This is a genomic window from Streptomyces sp. NPDC096136 (assembly GCF_044763325.1).
Taxonomy (GTDB): Bacteria; Actinomycetota; Actinomycetes; order Streptomycetales; family Streptomycetaceae; genus Streptomyces.
In genome coordinates this window covers 1-20,071 of the sequence record NZ_JBIWFZ010000002.1, presented here as the reverse complement: position 1 = coordinate 20,071, position 20,071 = coordinate 1, and the positions used below count along the sequence as shown (strand labels likewise).

Annotated in this window: 18 protein-coding genes and 1 pseudogene; 14 read left to right on the top strand and 5 right to left on the bottom strand. The window is 71.1% G+C overall.

Going from position 1 to position 20,071, the window contains the following annotated elements; all coding sequences use genetic code 11:
- Window positions 1-45: 45 nt before the first annotated feature.
- The 3 genes from ACIRBY_RS03215 to ACIRBY_RS03205 are packed head-to-tail and all read left to right on the top strand — an operon-like array spanning window position 46 to window position 1,443.
- A complete protein-coding gene (locus ACIRBY_RS03215; RefSeq protein ID WP_403895335.1) occupies window positions 46-504 on the top strand; it encodes a hypothetical protein in 459 nt (152 codons plus the stop codon).
- Complete coding sequence (locus ACIRBY_RS03210; RefSeq protein ID WP_403895332.1) at window positions 452-712, top strand: hypothetical protein; 261 nt, start codon at window positions 452-454, stop codon at window positions 710-712. The genes ACIRBY_RS03215 and ACIRBY_RS03210 overlap by 53 nt, the downstream gene beginning before the upstream one ends.
- Window positions 709-1,443, top strand: coding sequence for a metallophosphoesterase (locus tag ACIRBY_RS03205; RefSeq protein WP_403895330.1), 735 nt, complete (start codon window positions 709-711; stop codon window positions 1,441-1,443). Before ACIRBY_RS03210 ends, ACIRBY_RS03205 begins: the two co-directional genes overlap by 4 nt.
- Here ACIRBY_RS03205 and ACIRBY_RS03200 read toward each other — a convergent pair.
- From ACIRBY_RS03200 to ACIRBY_RS03190, 3 genes are all read right to left on the bottom strand, one after another.
- Complete coding sequence (locus ACIRBY_RS03200; RefSeq protein ID WP_403895327.1) at window positions 1,413-2,486, bottom strand: iron-containing redox enzyme family protein; 1,074 nt, start codon at window positions 2,484-2,486, stop codon at window positions 1,413-1,415. The genes ACIRBY_RS03205 and ACIRBY_RS03200 overlap by 31 nt on opposite strands.
- The gene (locus ACIRBY_RS03195; protein WP_403895324.1) at window positions 2,483-2,704 is read right to left on the bottom strand and encodes a CDGSH iron-sulfur domain-containing protein; all 222 of its coding nucleotides are present in this window, start codon (window positions 2,702-2,704) and stop codon (window positions 2,483-2,485) included. The genes ACIRBY_RS03200 and ACIRBY_RS03195 overlap by 4 nt, the downstream gene beginning before the upstream one ends.
- Window positions 2,705-2,768: 64 nt before the next feature.
- Window positions 2,769-3,422 (bottom strand): HemK2/MTQ2 family protein methyltransferase, encoded by a 654-nt coding sequence (locus ACIRBY_RS03190; RefSeq protein WP_403896851.1) that lies wholly within the window; start codon window positions 3,420-3,422, stop codon window positions 2,769-2,771.
- A gap of 420 nt (window positions 3,423-3,842) precedes the next feature.
- Between ACIRBY_RS03190 and ACIRBY_RS03185 the strand changes: the two genes are divergently transcribed.
- From ACIRBY_RS03185 to ACIRBY_RS03155, 7 genes are all read left to right on the top strand, one after another.
- Window positions 3,843-4,259 (top strand): hypothetical protein, encoded by a 417-nt coding sequence (locus tag ACIRBY_RS03185; protein WP_403895321.1) that lies wholly within the window; start codon window positions 3,843-3,845, stop codon window positions 4,257-4,259.
- A 202-nt stretch (window positions 4,260-4,461) separates the two neighbouring features.
- Complete coding sequence (locus ACIRBY_RS03180; RefSeq protein WP_403895319.1) at window positions 4,462-5,037, top strand: TetR/AcrR family transcriptional regulator; 576 nt, start codon at window positions 4,462-4,464, stop codon at window positions 5,035-5,037.
- A 130-nt stretch (window positions 5,038-5,167) separates the two neighbouring features.
- Complete coding sequence (locus ACIRBY_RS03175) at window positions 5,168-6,100, top strand: MBL fold metallo-hydrolase (protein ID WP_403895316.1); 933 nt, start codon at window positions 5,168-5,170, stop codon at window positions 6,098-6,100.
- A gap of 153 nt (window positions 6,101-6,253) precedes the next feature.
- On the top strand, window positions 6,254-6,445 hold the full coding sequence (locus ACIRBY_RS03170; RefSeq protein ID WP_403895313.1) for a hypothetical protein: 192 nt from the start codon (window positions 6,254-6,256) through the stop codon (window positions 6,443-6,445).
- Between the two features lie 14 nt (window positions 6,446-6,459).
- Window positions 6,460-7,851, top strand: a complete 1,392-nt coding sequence (locus ACIRBY_RS03165; RefSeq protein ID WP_403895310.1) for an amidase — start codon at window positions 6,460-6,462, stop codon at window positions 7,849-7,851.
- Between the two features lie 532 nt (window positions 7,852-8,383).
- A complete protein-coding gene (locus ACIRBY_RS03160) occupies window positions 8,384-9,127 on the top strand; it encodes an SDR family oxidoreductase (RefSeq protein WP_403895308.1) in 744 nt (247 codons plus the stop codon).
- A 291-nt stretch (window positions 9,128-9,418) separates the two neighbouring features.
- Window positions 9,419-9,916, top strand: a complete 498-nt coding sequence (locus tag ACIRBY_RS03155; RefSeq protein ID WP_403895306.1) for a hypothetical protein — start codon at window positions 9,419-9,421, stop codon at window positions 9,914-9,916.
- 549 nt (window positions 9,917-10,465) lie between these two features.
- Here the strand turns inward: ACIRBY_RS03155 and sbnA are convergent.
- Window positions 10,466-11,431 carry a 2,3-diaminopropionate biosynthesis protein SbnA gene (gene sbnA, locus ACIRBY_RS03150; protein ID WP_403895303.1) on the bottom strand — a complete coding sequence of 322 codons (966 nt, stop codon included), beginning with the start codon at window positions 11,429-11,431 and terminating at the stop codon, window positions 10,466-10,468.
- A 339-nt stretch (window positions 11,432-11,770) separates the two neighbouring features.
- On the opposite strand from sbnA, the gene ACIRBY_RS03145 reads away from it, so the two are divergent.
- The 4 genes from ACIRBY_RS03145 to sbnB all read left to right on the top strand — a co-directional run bounded on the left by ACIRBY_RS03145 (window position 11,771) and on the right by sbnB (window position 19,168).
- Window positions 11,771-14,401, top strand: coding sequence for a Pls/PosA family non-ribosomal peptide synthetase (locus ACIRBY_RS03145; RefSeq protein WP_403895301.1), 2,631 nt, complete (start codon window positions 11,771-11,773; stop codon window positions 14,399-14,401).
- Between the two features lie 72 nt (window positions 14,402-14,473).
- Complete coding sequence (locus ACIRBY_RS03140) at window positions 14,474-17,056, top strand: amino acid adenylation domain-containing protein (protein ID WP_403895298.1); 2,583 nt, start codon at window positions 14,474-14,476, stop codon at window positions 17,054-17,056.
- Between the two features lie 40 nt (window positions 17,057-17,096).
- A complete protein-coding gene (locus ACIRBY_RS03135) occupies window positions 17,097-18,146 on the top strand; it encodes a TauD/TfdA family dioxygenase (protein ID WP_403895296.1) in 1,050 nt (349 codons plus the stop codon).
- Window positions 18,143-19,168 carry a 2,3-diaminopropionate biosynthesis protein SbnB gene (gene sbnB, locus ACIRBY_RS03130; protein WP_403895294.1) on the top strand — a complete coding sequence of 342 codons (1,026 nt, stop codon included), beginning with the start codon at window positions 18,143-18,145 and terminating at the stop codon, window positions 19,166-19,168. The genes ACIRBY_RS03135 and sbnB overlap by 4 nt, the downstream gene beginning before the upstream one ends.
- 325 nt (window positions 19,169-19,493) lie before the next feature.
- Here the strand turns inward: sbnB and ACIRBY_RS03125 are convergent.
- Window positions 19,494-20,071: pseudogene (locus ACIRBY_RS03125) on the bottom strand (IS5 family transposase); the annotation flags it as partial.

The window sequence follows — 20,071 nt, the reverse complement described above, 5'->3', positions numbered from 1 at the left end:
CCGCCCGATTCCGCCACGACACCGACTTCTGCCTCTGCCGGGACGATGCACCGGCCGCCGTGGCGGCGCTGTCCGCGGGGGGGCGTCACCATCCTCGACGCACCGGAAGACTGGCTGATCAAGGGCCGCGACGGTGGCGAGGACATCGACCTGATCCTGGACCTCGCCGGCAGACCCGTGGGCCCGGAGCTCCTGCGGCGCGCGGACGTGCGGGCCGTGGACTCCGTCCGCATGCCCGTACTGGCCCCGACCGATCTCATGGACAGCGGCCTCACCGCGTTGTGCGAGCACTACTGCGACTTCGCCGATCTGCTCCCCATGGCACGCATGCTCCGCGAACGCATCGACTGGGACCTCCTCGACCGCCGCCACCGCGACCAGCCCCTGCCCGACGCCTTCCTCTACCTCCTCGAACGCCTCAAGGTGATCGAGCCCCGCAAGGAGGTCCGCGATGACCACACGCGAGCCCACCCCGCCCGAGTACCGGGCCCAGCACCTGCGTGACCGACTCGCCCACGAGGACGTCGCCGAACTCGGCGTCCGCGTCGAACCGCGCGGCAGCACGGTCATCGTCTGGGGTCCGGTCTCCAGCCCGGAGTGCCGCGAGACGGTACTGCGCTTGGCCGCAGAGGTCCTGGACCCCCTGGTGTGGCACCACGACCTGACCGTCGTCAGCACGCGCCCGCCCGACCGGGAAGAGGACCTGCCGTGATCCGCGTCGCCGCGGTGGGGGACATCCACCTGGCACCGGGCGGTGAGGGGACGCTGCGGCCGGCCTTCGCACGTCTCGGCGACCAGGCCGACCTGCTGCTCCTGGCCGGTGACCTCACCCGGCACGGCACGCCCGAGGAGGCTGCCGTGGTGGCCGGAGAGGTGGCCGGCCTGCCCGTGCCGGTCGTGGCCGTACTCGGCAACCACGACCACCACGCCGACCGGCCGCAGGAGGTCGCCGGCGTCCTCACGGAGGCCGGAGTCACCGTCCTGGAGGGCGGGAGCACCGTCATCGACGTCCACGGAACCGCGGTGGGGGTGGCGGGGGCCAAGGGATTCTGCGGCGGCTACGCCGGACGGTGCGGCAGCGACTTCGGCGAACCCGAGATGAAGGCCTTCATGCGCTACTCCCGCACGTGCGCCGACGGACTGCGCCGCGCGCTCGCCGACCTCGCGCGGGCCGGCGTCGCGCTGAGGATCGCCCTGACCCACTACTCACCGGTCACGGACACCCTGGCCGGCGAACCCCCCGAAATCCATCCGTTCCTCGGCAGCTACCTGCTGTCCGAGGCCATCGACGAGATCGGGGCGGACCTGGCCGTCCACGGCCATGCCCACCTGGGCACCGAACACGGGATCACCGCCGGCGGAGTCCTGGTCCGCAACGTGGCCATGCCCGTCATCGACCGGGCATACGCCGTCTACCACCTCTCGCCCCGTCCGTGCCCGTGAGTGTCGGGCGGTCGTCGGCCGCGCCCGGCCCGGCTCGGCCCCAGGGGCGTGCGAAGGGCCGAGCGGCCGCTGCTCCATGCGTGCCGGATGTGGGCGGCCAGGCGGTCCTCCAGCAGGAGGGTCGCCGCGCAGCCGAAGGCGATGTCGGGCTCGAGGTCCGGCTCGTCGGAGAGCAGCCCGCCGATGACCTCGCGCCGTACGACCTGTTCGTGGACGGCGTCGGCCTCCACGTGCTCGGCGTAGAAGTGCTCGGCCGCCGGGCCCGCTCCGCACCTGTGCATGGCCTTGGCGAGCCGCCGCGATCCGGGTGAGGACGTCACCTCGACGCAGGCGAAGTGGCCGACGAGCGCCCCGCGCAGGGACCGGTGGAGCCCCAGGAGCGACATCAGGTTGACGGTGGCGAGCAGCGGCGCCGGGGCCCGGTCCAGGTAGGAGCCGTACGCGGTGTCCAGGCCCAGGTCGTCCATGAGGTCGGCGAAGAGGCGGGCGTGGATCCGCTCGGCGTGCCCGGCGCCGAACTCGTCGTACTCGATGGCCACCATGGCCGCCTTGGCCCGGCCGCGCAGCCGCGGGATCACCCAGGCGTGCGGGTCGGCCTCCTTGAGGTGGTACAGGGAGCGCAGGGCCGCGTACTCGCGCAGCTGCCACAGCTCGCCCTCGGTCTCCAGGTAGTGGCTCAGGCTGTCGCCGAGGTCCACCGGTTCGACGAGGAGGGGGCCGAACGCCTCCGCCACGGTGCCGGGGGAACCTGCCGTCTCCGCCGCCAGCGCATGGCCGAAACGATCCTCCAGGGAGCGGCGCAGACGCAGCAGGTCCGGACACCATTCCAGGGCCTCGTCCACGCCGGCGAAACCGCGGTAGTGCAGCTCGTACAGCAGGTACAGGGCGAGCTGGAGATCCTCGCCCCACGGGTCGGCCTTCAGGACCGCCGCGGTCGCGCCGGCGGGGGACCGACCGCCGCGCAGGGCGTCCACCACGGTGCGGGACAGCGGACCTCGTCCCTCGACCAGCGCCGGAGCGGTGGCGTCGGTGGCTGCGGTCATGGTTCGTCCCTCTCCTCGGGCTCCTCGGGTGGCCGCTTCGCACGCTCGCGTGGGCGGTGGCTGGTGTCGCACCAGGGGTACGTACGGCTGCGGCGGCAGGTGCACACGGCGACCATGAACCGGTCCGACCGGGCGGTCGTCCCGTCGTCCAGGGTGACCTCGACCGGTCCCTCGACCAGGACCGGGCCGCATCGGTCCGCGGACCCTGCACGTTCCACGGCCACCCGCCGGGCACTCCGCGCTACGGGGGCCTGTCCGGACGGGCCCCCGGGGCCCCGGCCGTCAGAGGTGCTGGGCACGGACGATCACCAGCTCCTCCCGCTCGTCGCCGTCATCCGCCAGGCCCTGCTCCTGCAGCCAGGCCCTGCGCGACCGCAGCACCGGCCCCCAGGGCACCGAGTCCCGCTGGGTGACCTGCGCGGACATTCCGTGGCGGGAAAGGAGGCGCAGGGTCTTCTGCGCGCCGCACATCCCCGAGTGGACCATCAAGAGGACCCCGCCGGGCCGCAGCAGGGCGGGGGCGGCGGCGCAGATCCGGTCGATGACGGCCCGCCCGTCCGTTCCCGCGTCCCAGGCGCGCCGACTTCCCCGGGCAGGCAGCCGGGCATCGGGACACGGGACGTACGGCGGGTTGGCCAGGGCCAGGTCGAAGCGCTGCCCGCGGGTCCGGGTGGCGAAGTCGCCGTGGAGGATGCGCAGCTCCAGCCGCTGGCGCCACCCGTTCAGCCGGGCGGCCAGCACGGCGGGCCACGCGACGTCGACCGCGGTGACCTCGGCGCCCCGGGCCGCCGCCTTCAGAGCGAGCGCGCCCGTACCGGTCCCTATTTCGATCACCCGCGCGCCCGGGCGCAGGGATTCGCGGGCGAGGGCGTCGGCGAGCAGCAGGGTATCGGCCTGGGGCCGGTAGACGCCCGGTAGGGCGATGAGGCGCGGCATGCGGTCGGCGTACGTCAGGGCTGTGCTCGGCACGGGCTGTCTCCTGGTCGGTCGCGAAGCATCCGTCGCGGTGCCGCGAGCGGCACCGAGGCGATCACGGGCTGCGCCTACCCGCGATCCCGTGCTTTGCACATCCGCTCCGCATACGCCACCGCTGCAGCCCTGCCGTGTCGGCTTCCCCATGCCGTGCGGACGCGGCCCGTGCGGATCCGAGCCGCTCTTCGCACGCCGCTCCTGCCGCGCCGGCGACCAGACAAGGTCGGCTGCCCATGCACTGCCAGGGTGCGGCGGCCGCCGATTGCGGGGTCCGGTGGGCTGTGTCAGCGTGGTTAGCCGGAAGCTCGGGGAGGTCAGGGGCGGGAACGACCCCGAGGAATCCCGGACGAGGGGAAACCCATGAGGCACATTCCGAGTACTGCCGTGAGCGCGGCTGCAGCGCTGTTCCTGTCCATCGGCGGAGCCTCCGCCGCTTTGGCGGCCGATCCGAGCCCCAACTCGAGTGCGGCGGCTGCACAGTTGTGTACCGACTTGAACCAGCTCCGCTCTGACGCGACGGCACTGGCCGGACTGAATCCGTCGTCAGCGACGAAGGACCAGGTCAAGAGCGCGTACAACGACGTCAGGGACGGCTGGGATGCGGTCTCGAAGTCCACGGCGCAATGGAGTGCGGCGCAGAAGGATGCCGTGAAGTCCGCGGCGGACGGGCTGAAGAAGACCTGGGACGACCTGCCGGACAACTCCACCGGCGCCGAGGCCGCCGCCAAGCTGAAGCCGCAGGCCCAGATGCTGGACAGCGCGGTGAAGTCCGCCCGGACCGGGCTGAAGTGCCCGGGCTGACGACCGAACTCGGACCCAAGCCGGTGATCCCCGCAGCGCGACCCACGCTGCGGGGATCACCCGCAAGCGGCAGGCGGCCGGATCGCAGGCCGGGCCGGCACCTGGCCGCGCCGATGGAGGGCCTCGTCGACCACGTCGATCCGTGGTCGGCGCGGAATAGAGGGTAGACGCAGACGCAATTCCTTCGCGTTAAGCTGGGTGTATGAGTGCCCGACCCACCTCGCGCCCCGGCGGGCGCAGCGCCCGCGTCCAGCAGTCCGTGCACCAGGCCGTTCGTGATCTTGAGGCCGAGGTGGGGCGGGACGCGCTCACCGTGCCGCTGATCGCCGCCCGCGCGGGAGTGACGCCGTCCACCGTCTACCGGCGGTGGGGGGACCTGCGGGAGCTGCTGTCGGACGTGGCCGTCGAGCGGTTGCGCCCCGACGCCCCGCCGGCCGACCACGGTGACCTCCGGGCGGACCTGGCGGCGTGGGCGGTGCAGTTCGCGGAGGAGATGTCCTCCACGGCGGGCCGCACGTACGTCCGCGACGCCCTGCTGGGGGACCCCGGGCAGGGCAATGCGCTGCGCTGCTCCGACTACGCCGCCGAGCAGCTGAAGGCCATCGGTGTGCGCGCGGCCGGGCGCGGGGAGGCCGTGCCGGACGTGGAGACCCTGCTGGACGTCGTTGTCGCCCCCCTCCTGTACCGCATCCTGTTCCGCCCCTCGGACCTCTCGTCGGCCTACACCGACCGCCTCGTGGCGGCGGCGCTCGGACAGGGGCCCACCTCGGGCAGCTAAAAGCTAAGTGTTTGCTTTTTGAGGGGCCGGGGGTCTACTCTCCCCCCATACCGGCAAACGCAAATCTTTTGCGTTTGCCGGTATGGGGGGAGAGCTGCTCCCCTGTCCGCCCGTCAGAAAGGACCCGCCGGTGGTTACCGCCCTGCCCCGTTCGACCGACTCCCGCCCGGCCGCGGGTTGGAATCTCGGCGACATCGTGGTGCGACGCGTCGACGAGATCGAACTGCCCCGCCGGACCGCGCCCTGGCTGCTGCCGGACGCGACCAGGGAGGTCCTGGACGAGGCACCGTGGCTGCGCCCGGACTTCGCCGACGCCGACGTGCCGCGACTGGCGAGCCACAGCTTCGCCGTGGAGGCCGGCGGGCTGCGGATCGTCGTCGACACCGGCATCGGCAACGACAAGCCGCGCACCAACCCCGCCTGGAACGGACTCCACACCGACTTCCCGCAGCGCCTGGCGGCAGCCGGCTTCCCGCCCGAGTCCGTGGACCTGGTGATCACCACGCACCTGCACACCGACCACGTCGGCTGGAACACCCGCCTCGCCGGCCAGGACTGGGTCCCCACCTTCCCCAACGCCCGCTACGTCGCCAGCCGCACCGAGTGGAGCTTCTGGGCCGCGACCGACCTGGACGAGCCCCGGCGCCAGATGTTCCGCGACTCCGTCACCCCCGTCCGCGACGCCGGACGGTACGACCTCGTGGACGTCCCCGCGCGAGGGCACGAGGTGGCCCCCGGCGTCCTCCTGCTCCCCGCCCCGGGCCACACCCCGGGACAGGTCGCAGTGGAACTGCGCGGCAGCGACCGCCGCGCGCTGATCACCGGCGACAGCATCCACCACCCCGTCCAGCTGTCCCACCCCCACGTGAACAGCTGCGTCGACATCGACCCCGCCCAGGCCGTCCGCACCCGCGCCCGACTCCTGGACGCCCTGGCGGACACCGACGCGCTGCTCCTGGGTACCCACTTCCCGCAGCCCACGGGTGGCACCGTCCGACGGTGGAACGGCGGCTACCGGCTCCTCGGCGAGCACGGGGTCGAGATCCCGGCCGGCGCGGCCTGACCGCAGGGCCGGGTCCGCTGGACAGACCCCGTACGGCCGCCCCGTCGCGAATGCCTCCTGCCGAGCCGTCGTCAACAGCCTTCCCCAAGCGAACCCGGCCTCCCCAGCGCCGGCCACACCGCCGCCGCTGCCTCCACCGAGAGCGAGAAACCCATGACCGGCATCGAACTCACCCCACCCGAGGCCGCCCGCTGGGCCGCCCGAGCCGGACTGGTCCTGCCCGCCGAGCGACACGCGGCCGTCACCGCGGTCGCCAACCACATCCACAGCGTCGTCACGATCCTGCACGAGCTGGACTTCGCGGACGTACCGCCCGCCGCCGCCTACCGCGCCGCACACGACTAAGGAAGAGAAGCACGATGCAGCCGTATGAACTGTCCGTCGCCGCCGCCGCTGACGCGATACGTGCCCGGCGGCTGTCCCCCGTCGAGCTGGTCGACTCCGTCCTCGATCGCATCGAGGCGGCGGAGCCGCACCTCGGTGCCTACGTCACCGTCATCGCGGAGGAGGCGCGCAGGGCGGCGGGGGAAGCCGCACACGAAGTGGCGCACGGCCGTTACCGGGGACCGCTGCACGGCATCCCGATGGGACTCAAGGACCTGATCGATGTCGAGGGGATGGCCACCACGGCCAGCTCCCGGGTCCGCGCCGGCCATCGCGCGACGGCGGACAGCACGGTCGCCGCGAGGCTGAGCGAGGCCGGTGCGATCCTCCTCGGCAAGACCCACACCCACGAATTCGCGTTCGGTCTGACCACTCCGCAGACCCGCAACGCCTGGGACGGCAGCAGGGTCGCCGGCGGTTCCAGCGGCGGCTCCGCGGTCGCCGTGGCGTCGGGCACGGCCACCTTCGCCCTGGGCACCGACACCGGCGGGTCCATCCGGGTGCCTGCCGCGCTCAACGGGGTCGTCGGCCTCAAGCCGACCTACGGGCTCGTCCCCCGACACGGCGTCACCTCCCTGTCCTGGTCGCTGGACCACGTCGGCCCGATCACCCGCACCGTCGAAGACGCCGCCCTGGTCCTGACCACGCTGGTCGGACACGACCCGCGCGACCCCGCCTCGCTGTCCGTGCCCGCCGCGGACTACCGGCCCACTGGCGGAACGGATCTGGCCGCGCTGCGCATCGGCGTGCCGCGCACCTACTACTTCGACCACGTCCACCCGCAGGTGGAGACCGCCGTCCGGCACGCCATCGCACAACTGGAAGCCCTGGGCGCGCGACTCGTCGAAGTCGACATCCCGATGACCCGTTACATCCAGGCCACCCAGTGGGGCCTGATGGTGCCCGAGGCCGGCGCCTACCACGAGGGCAGCCTGCGCACGGTCCCCGACCGGTACCAGGACGACGTCCGCATCCTCCTGGAGGCGAGCGAGCTGATGAGCGCCGGCGACTACCTGCGCGCCCAGCGCTCCCGCACGCTCATGCGCGCGGAGTGGGCGCGGATGCTGGAGGAGGTCGACGTGATCGCCGCCCCGAGCGTTCCCATGCCTGCGGTCGAGGCCGACGAGGAGACCGTGACGTGGCCCGACGGCACGGCCGAGAGCGTCTCCGACGCCTACGTACGTCTCTGCGCCCCCGCCAACATCACCGGAGTGCCCGCCCTGACCGTTCCGGTCGGCCACGACGTGACGGGCCTGCCCATCGGCATGCAGCTGCTCGGCCGCCCCCTCGGAGAGCCCACCCTTCTGCGGGTCGGCCACGCCTACGAGCAGACCCAGCCCGCCCGGGCACTCGCCACCGCCGTCTGAGCTCCCCGGCCACCCGGCCGCCGCACGAGACCCAGGGTGGGCCGGTGGCGTACGGGTCTCAACGACGACCGGATGCACCCCGACACAGCCAGGGCGCATCCGGGGCGCGTGCCGCGGGCTTCCTCGATGCGCCAGGGCGGAGCAGGCAGAGGCTGCCGCCGTCCTCGGGCAGGATGGCCTCCACGCCGCATGCGAGGCGGAGCGCGCCGCCGGCGCCCGGGTCGCAGCCCACGGCACAGGGCCGGATGTGCCGCTCATCACCACGGCCACCCGTAACCGACGAGCTGCGCCGGATCGCCGCCGCACCACCGTGGCCCAGGCCCTGCTCGCCCGCATCGACAGCGCTTGAGCAGGCGCGCCGCGCCGGCGGTCGGGACACTCACGCGTGCTGAGCGTTGTGGTTGGCCATTGAGCGCGTGAGCCGGCCGGCTGAGCAACACGCTCACCCGACGCAGGCCCTTACTCCATGTCAAACGCCCACATGGGGATCATGTGCCGTATCGCACGTGCATGTCCCGACGAGAGGTACGTCATGAGGTTCGCAGTCATCGGTGGCACCGGCCTGATCGGGTCGCAGGTCGTCAGGATTCTGAACGCCGCCGGTCATGAGGCTCTACCACACTCGCAGTCCACCGGAGTCGACGTCATCACCGGTCGGGGAGTGGAGGAGGCGGTGGCGAGAGCCGACGTCGTCGTCAACCTGACGAACTCCCCGACCTTCGACGAAGCATCTCCGGCCTTCTTCCGGACCTCGATGGACAACCTGCTGGCCGCGGCACGGAAGGGCGGCATCGGCCACTTCGTCATCCTCTCGATCGTCGGCGCGGACAAGGTACCGGAGCTGGACTACTACCGGGCCAAGGTGCTCCAGGAGGACGTCCTCGCCGCCGGGTCCGTCCCCTACTCGATCGTCCGGGCAACGCAGTTCATGGAGTTCATGGACGCCGTCCTGTCCTGGACCGCCGACGGCGACACCGTCCGGCTGCCTCCCACACCGATCCAGCCGATCGCCTCCAAGGACGTGGCCAACGCGGTGGCGGAGGTCGCCGCGGGCGACCCGGTGAACGGCATCCACAACATCGGGGGCCCCGAGGTCTTCTCCCTGGACGAGCTGGGCCGGATCACCCTGTCCCACAAGAGCGACAACCGTACTGTCGTCACCGACCCGACAGCCGGCATGTTCGCCGTCGTCAAGGGTGACGTCCTCACCGACATGGACGCCCACCTCGCCCCCACCCGCTACACCGACTGGCTTGAGACGCCGCCCCATGACTGAGCGCTGTGGTCGGCCAGACCGGCCGGCCTTCGCACGCCGCTCGCCGCCGACGGGCCGCCGGGCGGGATCGTCGCCGACGAGGAGCTCATGGCCCGGCGTCGCCTGGAGCTGCCGTTCGCCTTCGTGCTGAGCTCCGCCGCCTGACTTTGGTCCGACCGGCTGGATGTGCCGGTGGTTCGTGCCGGGGTGCTCCGAGGCGCAGCGGGGTCGAGGTTATGAAGGGAATCGAGCGACATCGGATGGAAGTTCGCCATCCGGTCCTTCCCGAACACCAACCTCAGGAGTGGCATGATGCGCCCCATCAGAGCGGCCGGCCTCGGCACGGCCACGCTGGTCACCCTCCTCGCCTGCACCCCCGTCGCGGCCGCCGCGACGGACACCGGTTCGGCCCAGGCCGGGGACAAGGCCCGGACCATCACAGTCCTGGCCGAGGTGCAGCAGCTGACCCGCTTCCCCGTCACCCCCGGCAGCGTCTCGCAGGGCGATCAAGTCGTCGTCCGCTCGGACCTCTTCGACGATGCGCACAACAAGGTCGGCGAGTCCCACGGCACCTGCACCACCACCCGGGGCGGCGCCGACGAAGCGGAGCAGTGCGTCGTGACCTACGTCCTCCCGGGCGGCCAGCTCACCGTGCAGGGAATGTACTTCAACTACCTCGACCAGGGTCCCTTCGACAACGCGATCACTGGCGGCACCGGGGAGTACAAGAAGGCTCGCGGCTGGGTCCACTCCGACACGATTGCCACGACCCCCAAGGTCGTGAGGCGCTTCACGATCCACCTCGCCTGACGGACCTGGACGTCACATCACCCCGGAGTCCGGCCTTCCCCGAGACGGTCGTACCAAAGGAAGTGCGGGTCAAGGGGACGTCCAGGCCCGCGCACCTTTCAGTTCGTCAAACGCACTGATGACATGAGCGGGTTCGTGGTGCTTTCCTGCAGGCGGGTGGTGGGGAGGACACTGAGCTGGTTGATACGCGCGCGGCGCCTTGCCCGGGACTACGAGACCCGGCCCCAAAGCAGCCAAGCCGCTGTCCTGTGGCTCCGGCCCGGCCGGAGCCTCGGCCGGATCCACGCGGGCGATGGCCCGCCGCTCCAGCACCGCCTCCGCCTCCCGAGGGGCAACCTGGGGGGCGTAGTGACCAGGAAGACCCCGCGTTGCGGTCAGTGCGCAGCGCTTCTGCCGTACGGGCTCCGGAGCAACCGCCGGTACTGCTCCGCGACGTGCAGGACGAGGGCTTGGCGCACGGCGAAGGCCCGCCGCGAAGCGGTCGACGCCGGCGGGGCCGCGCTTCATGTGCCCGGAGTGCGGCAGCACCTGCGGTGGCCGGGCGGGCCGTCAGGCGGCGGTCTTGGACCGCAGTACGTCGTCGCCGTAGAGGTCTTGCACCCAGTCGGCCCGGTAGACGGTTTCGAGGTAGCGCTCCCCGAGGTCGGGGGCGATGGCGACCGCGGTCACCGGCCGGTCCCACCGGGCCAGCCACTGGTCGGCGCCATGGACCACGGTCCCGGTGGAGCCGCCGAAGACGAAGCCGTGGCGGGCCAGTCGGTGGCAGGTGCGGATCGTGTCGGCTTCGTCGACATGGACCACGTCGTCGACGTAGGAGCGGTCGAGGAGCGGGGGGCGGATGCTGGTGCCGAGGCCGGGAATCATGCGGCGGCGGGCCGGCCGTCCGAAGCTGGCGGAGCCCTCCGCGTCGACCGCGACGACGCGTACCGGTCGGTGCCAGGTGCGGAAGTAGCGGGCGCACCCCATGAGGGTCCCGGTGGTGCCGGCCCCGATGAAGAGCACGTCGAGGTCGGGGAAGGCTCGGGCGATGGCCGGTGCCGTGGTGCGGTAATGGGCGGCGTGGTTGTGGGGGTTGGTGTACTGGTTGAGCCAGACGTAGCGGTCGTCGGACGTGCACAGGGCGCGAACGTGGTCGATACGGGCGCCGAGCAGGCCGCCGGTGGGGGAGGGTTCGGTGATGACGTGGACCTCGCTGCCGAGGGCTTCCAGGAGCAGCCTGGTCGCCAGGTTGCAACGGGAGTCCGTCACGCACACGAACCGGTAGCCCTTGCTGGCTGCGATCATGCTCAGTGCCACGCCGAGGTTGCCGGAGGAGGATTCGACCAGGACGGAGTCCTGGGAGAGCAGGCCGTCGCGTTCGGCAGCCTCGACCATCGCGGTCGCGGCCTTGAGCTTGATCGACCCGGCGAAGTTGAACCCTTCGCACTTCAGGAACAGCCGGTGCCCGGTGATCGCCTCGAGGTCGATGTAGAGATCGTCCTGGTTGAATGCCTGGGGGGTCGAGATGACCGGCATGGTCGCCTCCTTGTGTGCACGCGCATCGGCGTCCGGGTGTGGAGGCCCGGTGTGGCGGCGGTTCGGGGAGCACCCCGTCGGCTTCGGCGCCTTCGGGGCCACTTCCAGTACGCGGGCTGACCGCAACCCTGTCACGTCACCTGATCTCGGGACTTGACACCGGCCGCGATCACGGCTCGGCACCGCCGCTCTAGCCCTGCGGACACCTCATGTCAAGCCACGACATCGAGCGGCATGACGGGCGTCCGGAGGCCCGGCCTACTGGAAGGGCGGCATCGCGACCCCGCCCTTGAAGGCCTCCGCCGTGCTGCGCGCCCCGAACCTCGTCGAGGAGCCGACATGCCAGAGAAACCCACTGGTGCGGGGGCGGCCGCCCGGCCGGTCCCCGCAGCACTTCCCGAACCCAGGACCGCGCCCAGGACCGAACCCAGGCCCGCACCCGGGCCCGAAGGCGCGTCCGGTGGCCCCGCGGCCGAGACCGCCAGGCTCCTCGCACAGGTGCTGGCCGATGTCGTGGGCATCGAGCGAGTGTCGGGCGACAGCGACTTCTTCACGGACCTGGGCGCCGATTCGATGGTCATGGCACGGTTCTGCGCCCGGGCCAGGAAGCGGGCGGACCTGCCGCCCGTGTCGATGAAGGACGTCTACCGCCATCCCACCGTCAACAGCCTCGCCACCGCACTCGCCGGCACCGTGCCCGCCGCCAGCGGTCCCGCGCCCGCGCCCACGCCTATGCCCGCCCCCGCCCCCGAGCCCGCGGCCACGACGCCGGCGAGGGCGGGAACGGCCCAGTACCTGCTGTGCGGAACGCTCCAGCTCCTGCTGTTCCTCGCGTACTCCTACCTCGCCGCGGTGGCCACGGTCCAGGGCTTCGAGTGGGTAGCCGCCGGCCAGGGCGTGCTCGACGTCTACCTGCGCTCCGTGCTGGTGGGCAGCGCGGGCTTCGTCGGCCTGTGCATGGTGCCGATCGCGGCGAAATGGACCCTCATCGGTCGTTTCACGCCCCGGGACTTCCCCGTCTGGAGCCTCACGTACGTACGGTGGTGGCTGGTCAAGACCTTGATCCGCACGAGCCCTGTGCGCCTGTTCACCGGCTCGCCGCTGTACGCGGCCTATCTCAGGGCGCTGGGCGCCACGATCGGGCGCGATGTCGCCATCTTCTCCACGCACCTTCCCGTCTGCACCGATCTGCTCACGATCGGTGACGGTGCGGTGATCCGCAAGGACGTGCTCTTCTCCTGCTACCGGGCACACGCCGGCCTCATCCAGACCGGCCCGGTCACCCTCGGTGACAACGCCTTCGTCGGCGAACAAGCCGTCCTCGACATCAACACCTCCCTCGGCGCCCAGGCCCAGCTCGGGCACGCCTCCAGCCTGCATGCCGGTCAGAGCGTTCCCGCAGGAGAGAGCTGGCACGGCTCACCAGCCGAGCCCAGCGGTACGGACTTCCGTACCGTCGGTACGGTCGGTGGCGCCGACCGCTCCGGCACCAGGAAGGTCTGCTACACCGTCGGGCAGCTGCTGGCCCTCCTGATGGTGTACCTGCCGCTGGCCACCGGCGGCGTCGCCGTGCTGCTGGACCCGCTGCCGCGCCTGGACGCACCGCCTCGCGTCGGGACGTCGCCCTTCACCAGCGGGACGTTCTACCTGACCGCGCTGGCCGCGTCCCTGGTGCTGTTCTTGGCCGCCGGGTTCGTCGCGCTCCTCATCCAGGGCGTCGTACCGCGTCTGCTCAACCTGGCGGTCGAGCCGGACACGGTCCATCCGCTCTACGGCGTCCAGTACGGTCTGCACCGGGCCATCAGGGTCTTGACCAACAGGAAGTTCTTCACGGCGCTGTTCGGAGACAGCTCCGCGATCGTCCACTACCTGCGCTATCTCGGCTACGACCTGTCCCGTGTCACACAGACCGGGTCGAACTTCGGGTCCAGCGTGAAGCACGACAGCCCGTTCCTGACGTCGGTGGGCAGCAGGACGATGGTCGCCGACGGGCTGTCGCTGATCAACGCCGAATACTCCAGCACGTCCTTCAGGCTGTCCCGGGTCTCGGTCGGGGCCCACAGCTTTCTCGGCAACCGCATCGCCTATCCCGCGCAGGCCAGGACCGGTGACAACTGTCTGCTGGCGACGAAGGTGATGGTGCCGGTCGACGGAGAGGTCCGGGAGGACGTGGGCCTGCTGGGCTCGCCTCCCTTCGTCATTCCACGCACGGTGCTGCGGGACACCAGGTTCCAGGACGTGGAGAGCGGCGACGAGTTGCGCCGGCGACTGGCCGCCAAGAACCGGCACAACGCCGTCACGGCGGGTCTGTACCTGACGGCGCGGTGGGTCCACTTCTTCCTCGTCGCCCTCGTCGCCCTGGGCGCCAATGCCCTCTACCCCTCCCTGGGCGCGTCGGCGTTCGCGCTGGCCGGCGTCGTCACACTGCTGATCAGCGTCGTCCACTTCGCGCTGGTCGAACGGGCCGCCGCCGGGTTCAGGGCCCAGGAACCGCTGTACTGCTCGATCTACGACCCGTCGTTCTGGCGGCACGAGCGCTTCTGGAAGGCCGCGTCGGTCGACTACACGCAGCTCTTCAACGGAACCCCGTTCAAGAACGTCGTCTGGCGGTTGCTGGGCGTGAGGATCGGCAAACGGGTCTTCGACGACGGCTGCTTCTTCCCGGAGCGGACCCTCGTCACCGTCGGGGACGACTGCACGCTGAACGCGGGCACGGTCGTCCAGTGCCACTCGCAGGAGGACGGCGCCTTCAAGTCCGACCGCACCGCCATCGGTGACGGCTGCACCCTCGGTGTCGGCGCGTTCGTCCACTACGGCGTGACGCTGGCCGACGGCGTCCAGCTCGCCTGCGACTCCTTCCTCATGAAGGGCGAGCAGGTCCCCCAAGGAGCCCGCTGGGCAGGAAACCCGGCCCGCCAGCAGCACGAGGACACCCCGCCACCCGCGACGCCCCCGGCACACGCCGTCTGACACCCCGATCACGCCAGCACCACTAGCACCAGCACCACCACCACCACCAGCACCAGGACAGGAGAGATCGTCATGGCAGTCGAGGCATCCACCCGCAGAGAGTTCTGGCACGACGTCCTGACCGCTGGCAGCCGCACCGGCAGCGGCCGCACGTCCCTTCCACGCTGGACCCGCAGCCCGCTCGAGGGCGTGGCCGCGTACGAGGCCCACCTCCCCGAAGGCCTGGCGCCGGCACTGCGCCGCCTGGCGGACGACCTGGCCGTTCCGCTGGCCCACGTGCTGCTCACCGCGCACGCGAAGGTACTGGCCGCACTCAGTGGTGAACAGGAGGTGATCACCGGGTACGTCACATCCGCCGACCGCCGGACGCTGCCGTGCAGGCTGACGGCAGGGCCCGGCTCGTGGCGGACGCTGCTGCTGCACGGTCACCACGCCGCCGAGCGGCTACTGGCCGAGCAGGACTTCCCCGTCGATGACCTCTGGCGCGAACTCGGCCTGACCGGAGCACCCTTCGAGACCGTCCTCGATCCCACCGGCATCGACGGCGACCGCCCCACCGCCGACGGCGGACTGACCGGGGACGGCGGCACACCGGACGCGGACACGGTGCTGTGGCTGGGCGTCGACGGCCACCACGACACCGGACGGCCGACGCTCCGGCTGCGCTACCGGACCGACGTCCTCGACGCGGGCTGTGCCGCCCGGATCGCCGGATACCACCTCACCGTGCTCACCCTGATGGCCGCCGACCCGGAGGCCGACCACGCGGGTCGGAGCATCCTGTCGGCCGAAGAGCTCCGCTTCCAGCTCCGCGGCCTGGCCGGGCCGCGCCGAGCACTGCCGCCGCGCCGGGCGCACGAGCTGTTCGAGCAGCGCGCACGGCAGCACCCGAATGCCGTCGCCGCCCAGCACGGCGACCGGAAGCTGACCTACCAGGAGCTCAACGTCCGCGCCAACCAGCTGGCCCATGCCCTGCGCGCCCAGGGACTGCGGAGCGAAGGCGTCGTCGCGGTCGCCATGGACAGGACGCTGGACTGGCCGGCCGCCGTCCTGGCCGTCCTCAAGGCCGGCGGCGCGTACCTGCCCGTCGAGCCACACCTGCCGGCCGAACGGATCAAGGCCATGCTGGCCCGTGCCGGATGCGGGCTGGTGCTGACCCAGCGGGCACCCCAGGACGCCCCCACCACCCTCCAGCAGGCCCTGGCGGCCTCCCCGCCCGAGGAGGTCCGCACGCTGATCGTCGACACCGCCTACGACCAGGGGTATCCCGGGACCGACCCCGGTGTGGCGGTCGAGCCGGACCAACTGGCCTACATCTACTTCACGTCCGGTTCGACCGGTGAGCCCAAGGGCGCGATGTGCGAGCACCAGGGCATGCTCAACCACCTCTACGCCAAGATCGACGACCTGGAGATCGGCCAAGGGCAGGTGGTCGCCCAGACCGCGCCCCAGTGCTTCGACATCTCGCTGTGGCAGCTGCTCGCGCCGCTCCTGGCCGGGGGGCGGACCCTGCTGGTCGAGCAGGAAGCCATCCTCGACGTCTCACGTTTCCTCGACACCGTCGTCCGCGGCCGGGTCGGTGTGCTGCAAGTCGTCCCGTCCTACCTGGACGTCGTCGTGTCCCATCTCGAACAGCACCCCCGGACGCTGCCGGACCTGCGGTACGTGTCGGTCACGGGGGAGGAGCTGAAGCGGGAACTCGCCCAGCGCTGGTTCACCGCCCAGCCCCACATCAGGCTCGTCAACGCCTACGGCCTGACCGAGACCAGCGACGACACCAACCACGAGGTCATGGACCGCACGCCGGACGGGGACCGGGTCCCGCTCGGCCGCCCCGTCAACAACGTGCACCTCTACGTCGTCGACGAGCGCCTCGACCCGGTGCCGCTCGGTGCGCCCGGCCTGATCGCCTTCTCCGGGGTCTGTGTCGGCCGCGGCTACGTCAACGACCCCGAACGCACCCGGCCGACCTACCTCGTGAACCCCCACCGTGGGGGCGAGCGCCTGTACCTCAGCGGCGACGTCGGCCGCTGGCGACCGGACGGCAAGCTGGAATTCCTCGGCCGCCACGACAACCAGGTCAAGCTCCGCGGATTCCGCATCGAGACCGGAGAGATCGAGAACGTCCTGCTGCGAGCGCCCGGGGTGCGCGCCAGCGCCGTGGTCGTCACCGAACGGCCCGACCGCAGCGCCCACCTGGTGGCGTTCTACACCGCCCCGCACCCGATCGACACGGGCGTCCTGCTGGACCACCTGGCAACGTCCCTGCCCGGGTACATGGTCCCCTCGGTCCTCCACTGGCAGGAGAGCCTCCCGCTCACGGCCAACAGCAAGATCGACCGGACGGCCTTGTCGGCCCTGGCCGCACGGCTGCACACGGCCGAGCACGGCGTCCAGGCTCCGGACTCGCCCTGCGAACGCCGTCTCGCGGCCGCCTGGGCGAGCGTGCTCGGCATCGCCCGACACCGGATCGGCCGCCGCGACAACTTCTTCGACATGGGCGGGACCTCCCTGTCGGCGGTCAGACTCGCCGTCGCCCTGGACCGCGCGGTGTCCCCGGCGGACGTCGCCCGCCACCCGGTCCTGGCCGATCTGGCCCGGCTCCTCGAGGCCGTGCCCGACCGCAGCCCCACCGCCCAGCCCGCCTCCCCCTGATCGCGCGCCTCCTCCGCGCCCCACCGAAAGGACGAAGACCATGTCATTCACGCGCTGCGTCACCGGCTCCGTGCCGGCCTCCGCGCCCCTGCCCTCGGTGGAGCTGCACCCGGGCAGGCGGCCCCCGGTCCTGCACGTCCCCGCCCCCGCCCCGGCAGACCCTCCAACCTGGGCGGCCGAACACCGCCACGCACTGCGGGGCCTCGTCGCCGAACACGGCGCCGTACTCGTCCGCGGGCTCGCCCTGCGCGACACCGGGCAGGCCGCCGCGGTCTTCGCCCGACTGGCCCCCGCCCTGACGACCGACACCGAATCCTTCGCCCCCCGTCAGGTCCTCGCCCCCGGGGTGTACTCCTCCACGGCGTGGCCCGCCAACCAGCCCATGTGCATGCACCACGAACTCAGCTACGTCCACAGACCACCCGGCCTGCTGCTGCTGGGCTGCCTGACGGCACCCACCACAGGCGGAGCCACCGCCCTCGCGGATGCGGCCGCCGTCCTGGACGCACTGCCGGTAGAGCTCGTACGGCGCTTCGAACGGGAAGGCTGGCTCCTCACCCGCAGCTACAACGACGACATCGGCGCCACCTGGACCGAGGCGTTCGGCACCGACGACCGGGCGGCCGTCGAGAACTACTGCCGCGCCAACGCCATCGAGTTCGACTGGCAGGACGACGGCGGTCTGCGCACCCGCCAACACCGTGCCGCAGTGGTGCGCCACCCGGCCACCGGCCGGCGCTGCTGGTTCAACCAGATCGCGTTCTTCAACGAATGGACGCTGGAGCCCGACGTACGGGAGTACCTCCTCGACGTCTACGGCCCCGAAGCCCTGCCGTTCAACACCCGCTTCGCGAACGGCGACCCGATCGGCGAGGACGTGGTCCAGCTGATCAACACGGCCTACGCCGAGCACACCGTCCGTGAGCCCTGGCAGTCCGGCGACCTGATGCTCATCGACAACATCCGCACCGCCCACAGCCGCGAACCGTTCGAGCCACCGCGCGAGGTCCTGGTCGCCATGGCCGAACCCCAGCCCCCGGCCCCGTTCCCGGCCACCCCCACCGCGTCCCCCGACAGGAGCACCCGATGACCCCGCCCGCGTTCGCAGTGATCCCCGGAGCCCAGGTCCAGCGCATCCTCCAGGGACAGGAACGCCTGATCACGGACCTGATCGAGACCACCTACCACCTGCACTCCGTGGGGGAGTCGGTGAACCCGCCGTCGTACTTCCTGCGCTTCCCCGACCGCCCGACCGCCCGCATCATCGCGCTGCCCGCGTCGATCGGCGGACGGGCACGGGTGGACGGCCTCAAGTGGATCTCCAGCTTCCCCGACAACGTGCAGGCCGGCATCCCCAGGGCCTCGGCCGTGCTGATCCTGAACGACCACGACACCGGCTACCCGTTCGCCTGCCTGGAGAGCTCCATCGTCAGCGCCACCCGCACGGCCGCGATGGCCGCGTCGGCGGCCCACACGCTCAGCCGAGCCCGCGGGACGCGTCCGACCCGCGTCGGATTCCTCGGAACGGGACTCATCGCCCGTTACATCCACACGTTCCTCACTGCCACTGGCTGGTCCTTCGAAGAGACCGGGGTGCACGACATCAGCGCCGACAGCGCGGCCGGCTTCCACGGCTACCTGCGAGCCGCCGACGCGGCCACCGAGCTCACCGTGCACGACAGCCCCGAGCAGCTGATCCGCTCCAGCGACCTGCTCGTCCTCGCCACCGTCGCCGACCGGCCCCACGTCACCGACCCGACATGGTTCGACCACGCCCCCCTGGTCCTGCACGTGTCACTGCGCGACCTCGCCCCCGAAATCCTGCTCGCCTCGACCAACGTCGTCGACGACGTCGAGCACTGCCTCAAAGCCGACACCTCGCCCCACCTGACCGAACAGCTCACCGGGAACCGCGACTTCCTCACGGGCACGCTGCACGACGTCACGACCGGCCGCGCGACACTGCCCCGAGGCCGACCGGTGGTGTTCTCCCCCTTCGGCCTGGGCGTGCTCGACCTGGCCGTCGGCAGACACGTCTACGACGAAGCCGCCCGTACCGGGCAGCTGCACGTCATCGACGACTTCTTCCACGAACTGCGCCGATACGGATGAGCACTCGTGCCGTCTGGCCCAGCGGACCGTCCAGCGATGTGACTAGTATTGAAAGTGCCCATGGAATCTCCCTCGCAAGGAGTCGATATGGACCTACATGCAAACCCATTGCATATGATTCCACTAGGAATCCAATACATTCCCATATCTGCCGAGTTTGCCGCAAGATACAGAGAGGCCGCTGACCCCATCGTGCTCGCAGAACGTGTTTGGATCGAACAGAAGGCACACGAACTGATCCTTCACGTGGGAAGCCGACTCGTGTTCGACGCCGCTCAGCAGGCAAAATAGGGCGGCGAGCCAGTCGAGGTGCTTAGACCGTGTCCTATGTGGTGAGGCGGACGAGTCGTTTGTAGCAGCAGATGGCGGCGGCGAGGCCGAGGAAGGCGAGGTAGTTGCGGGGGTGGCGTTCGTAGCGGTGGTTGAGTCGGCGGTAGCCGGTCAGCCAGGACATGGTCCGCTCGATCACCCACCGGCGCCGCCTGAGTCGTTCTGATGACTCGATGCCTTTGCGCGCGATACGGACGCCGATCCGCTTCCCCCGAAGCCATTTCCGCAGTTCAGGGATATCGTAGGCCTTGTCGGCGTGCAGTTTCCGGGGCTTGAAGTGACGGCCACGATGGGGGTCGTGTCTCGTTTGGTGACCGAGGACCATGGGCTTCAGGGCCTGGCTGTCGTGGGTATTGGCGGCCGAGACGCCGACGAGGAGGGGCAGTCCGGCCGCGTCCGACAGGACGTGCATCTTGGAGCCCGGCTTGCCCCGGTCCACGGGGCTCGGACCTGTGAGTTCGCCCCCTTTTTGGCCCGCACGTGGGCGGAGTCGAGGACAGCTCGGGACAGGTCCAGGAGCCCGGCGTCGTCGAGTCGGTACAAGATCTCCTCGTGGAGCCGGCCCCAGACTCC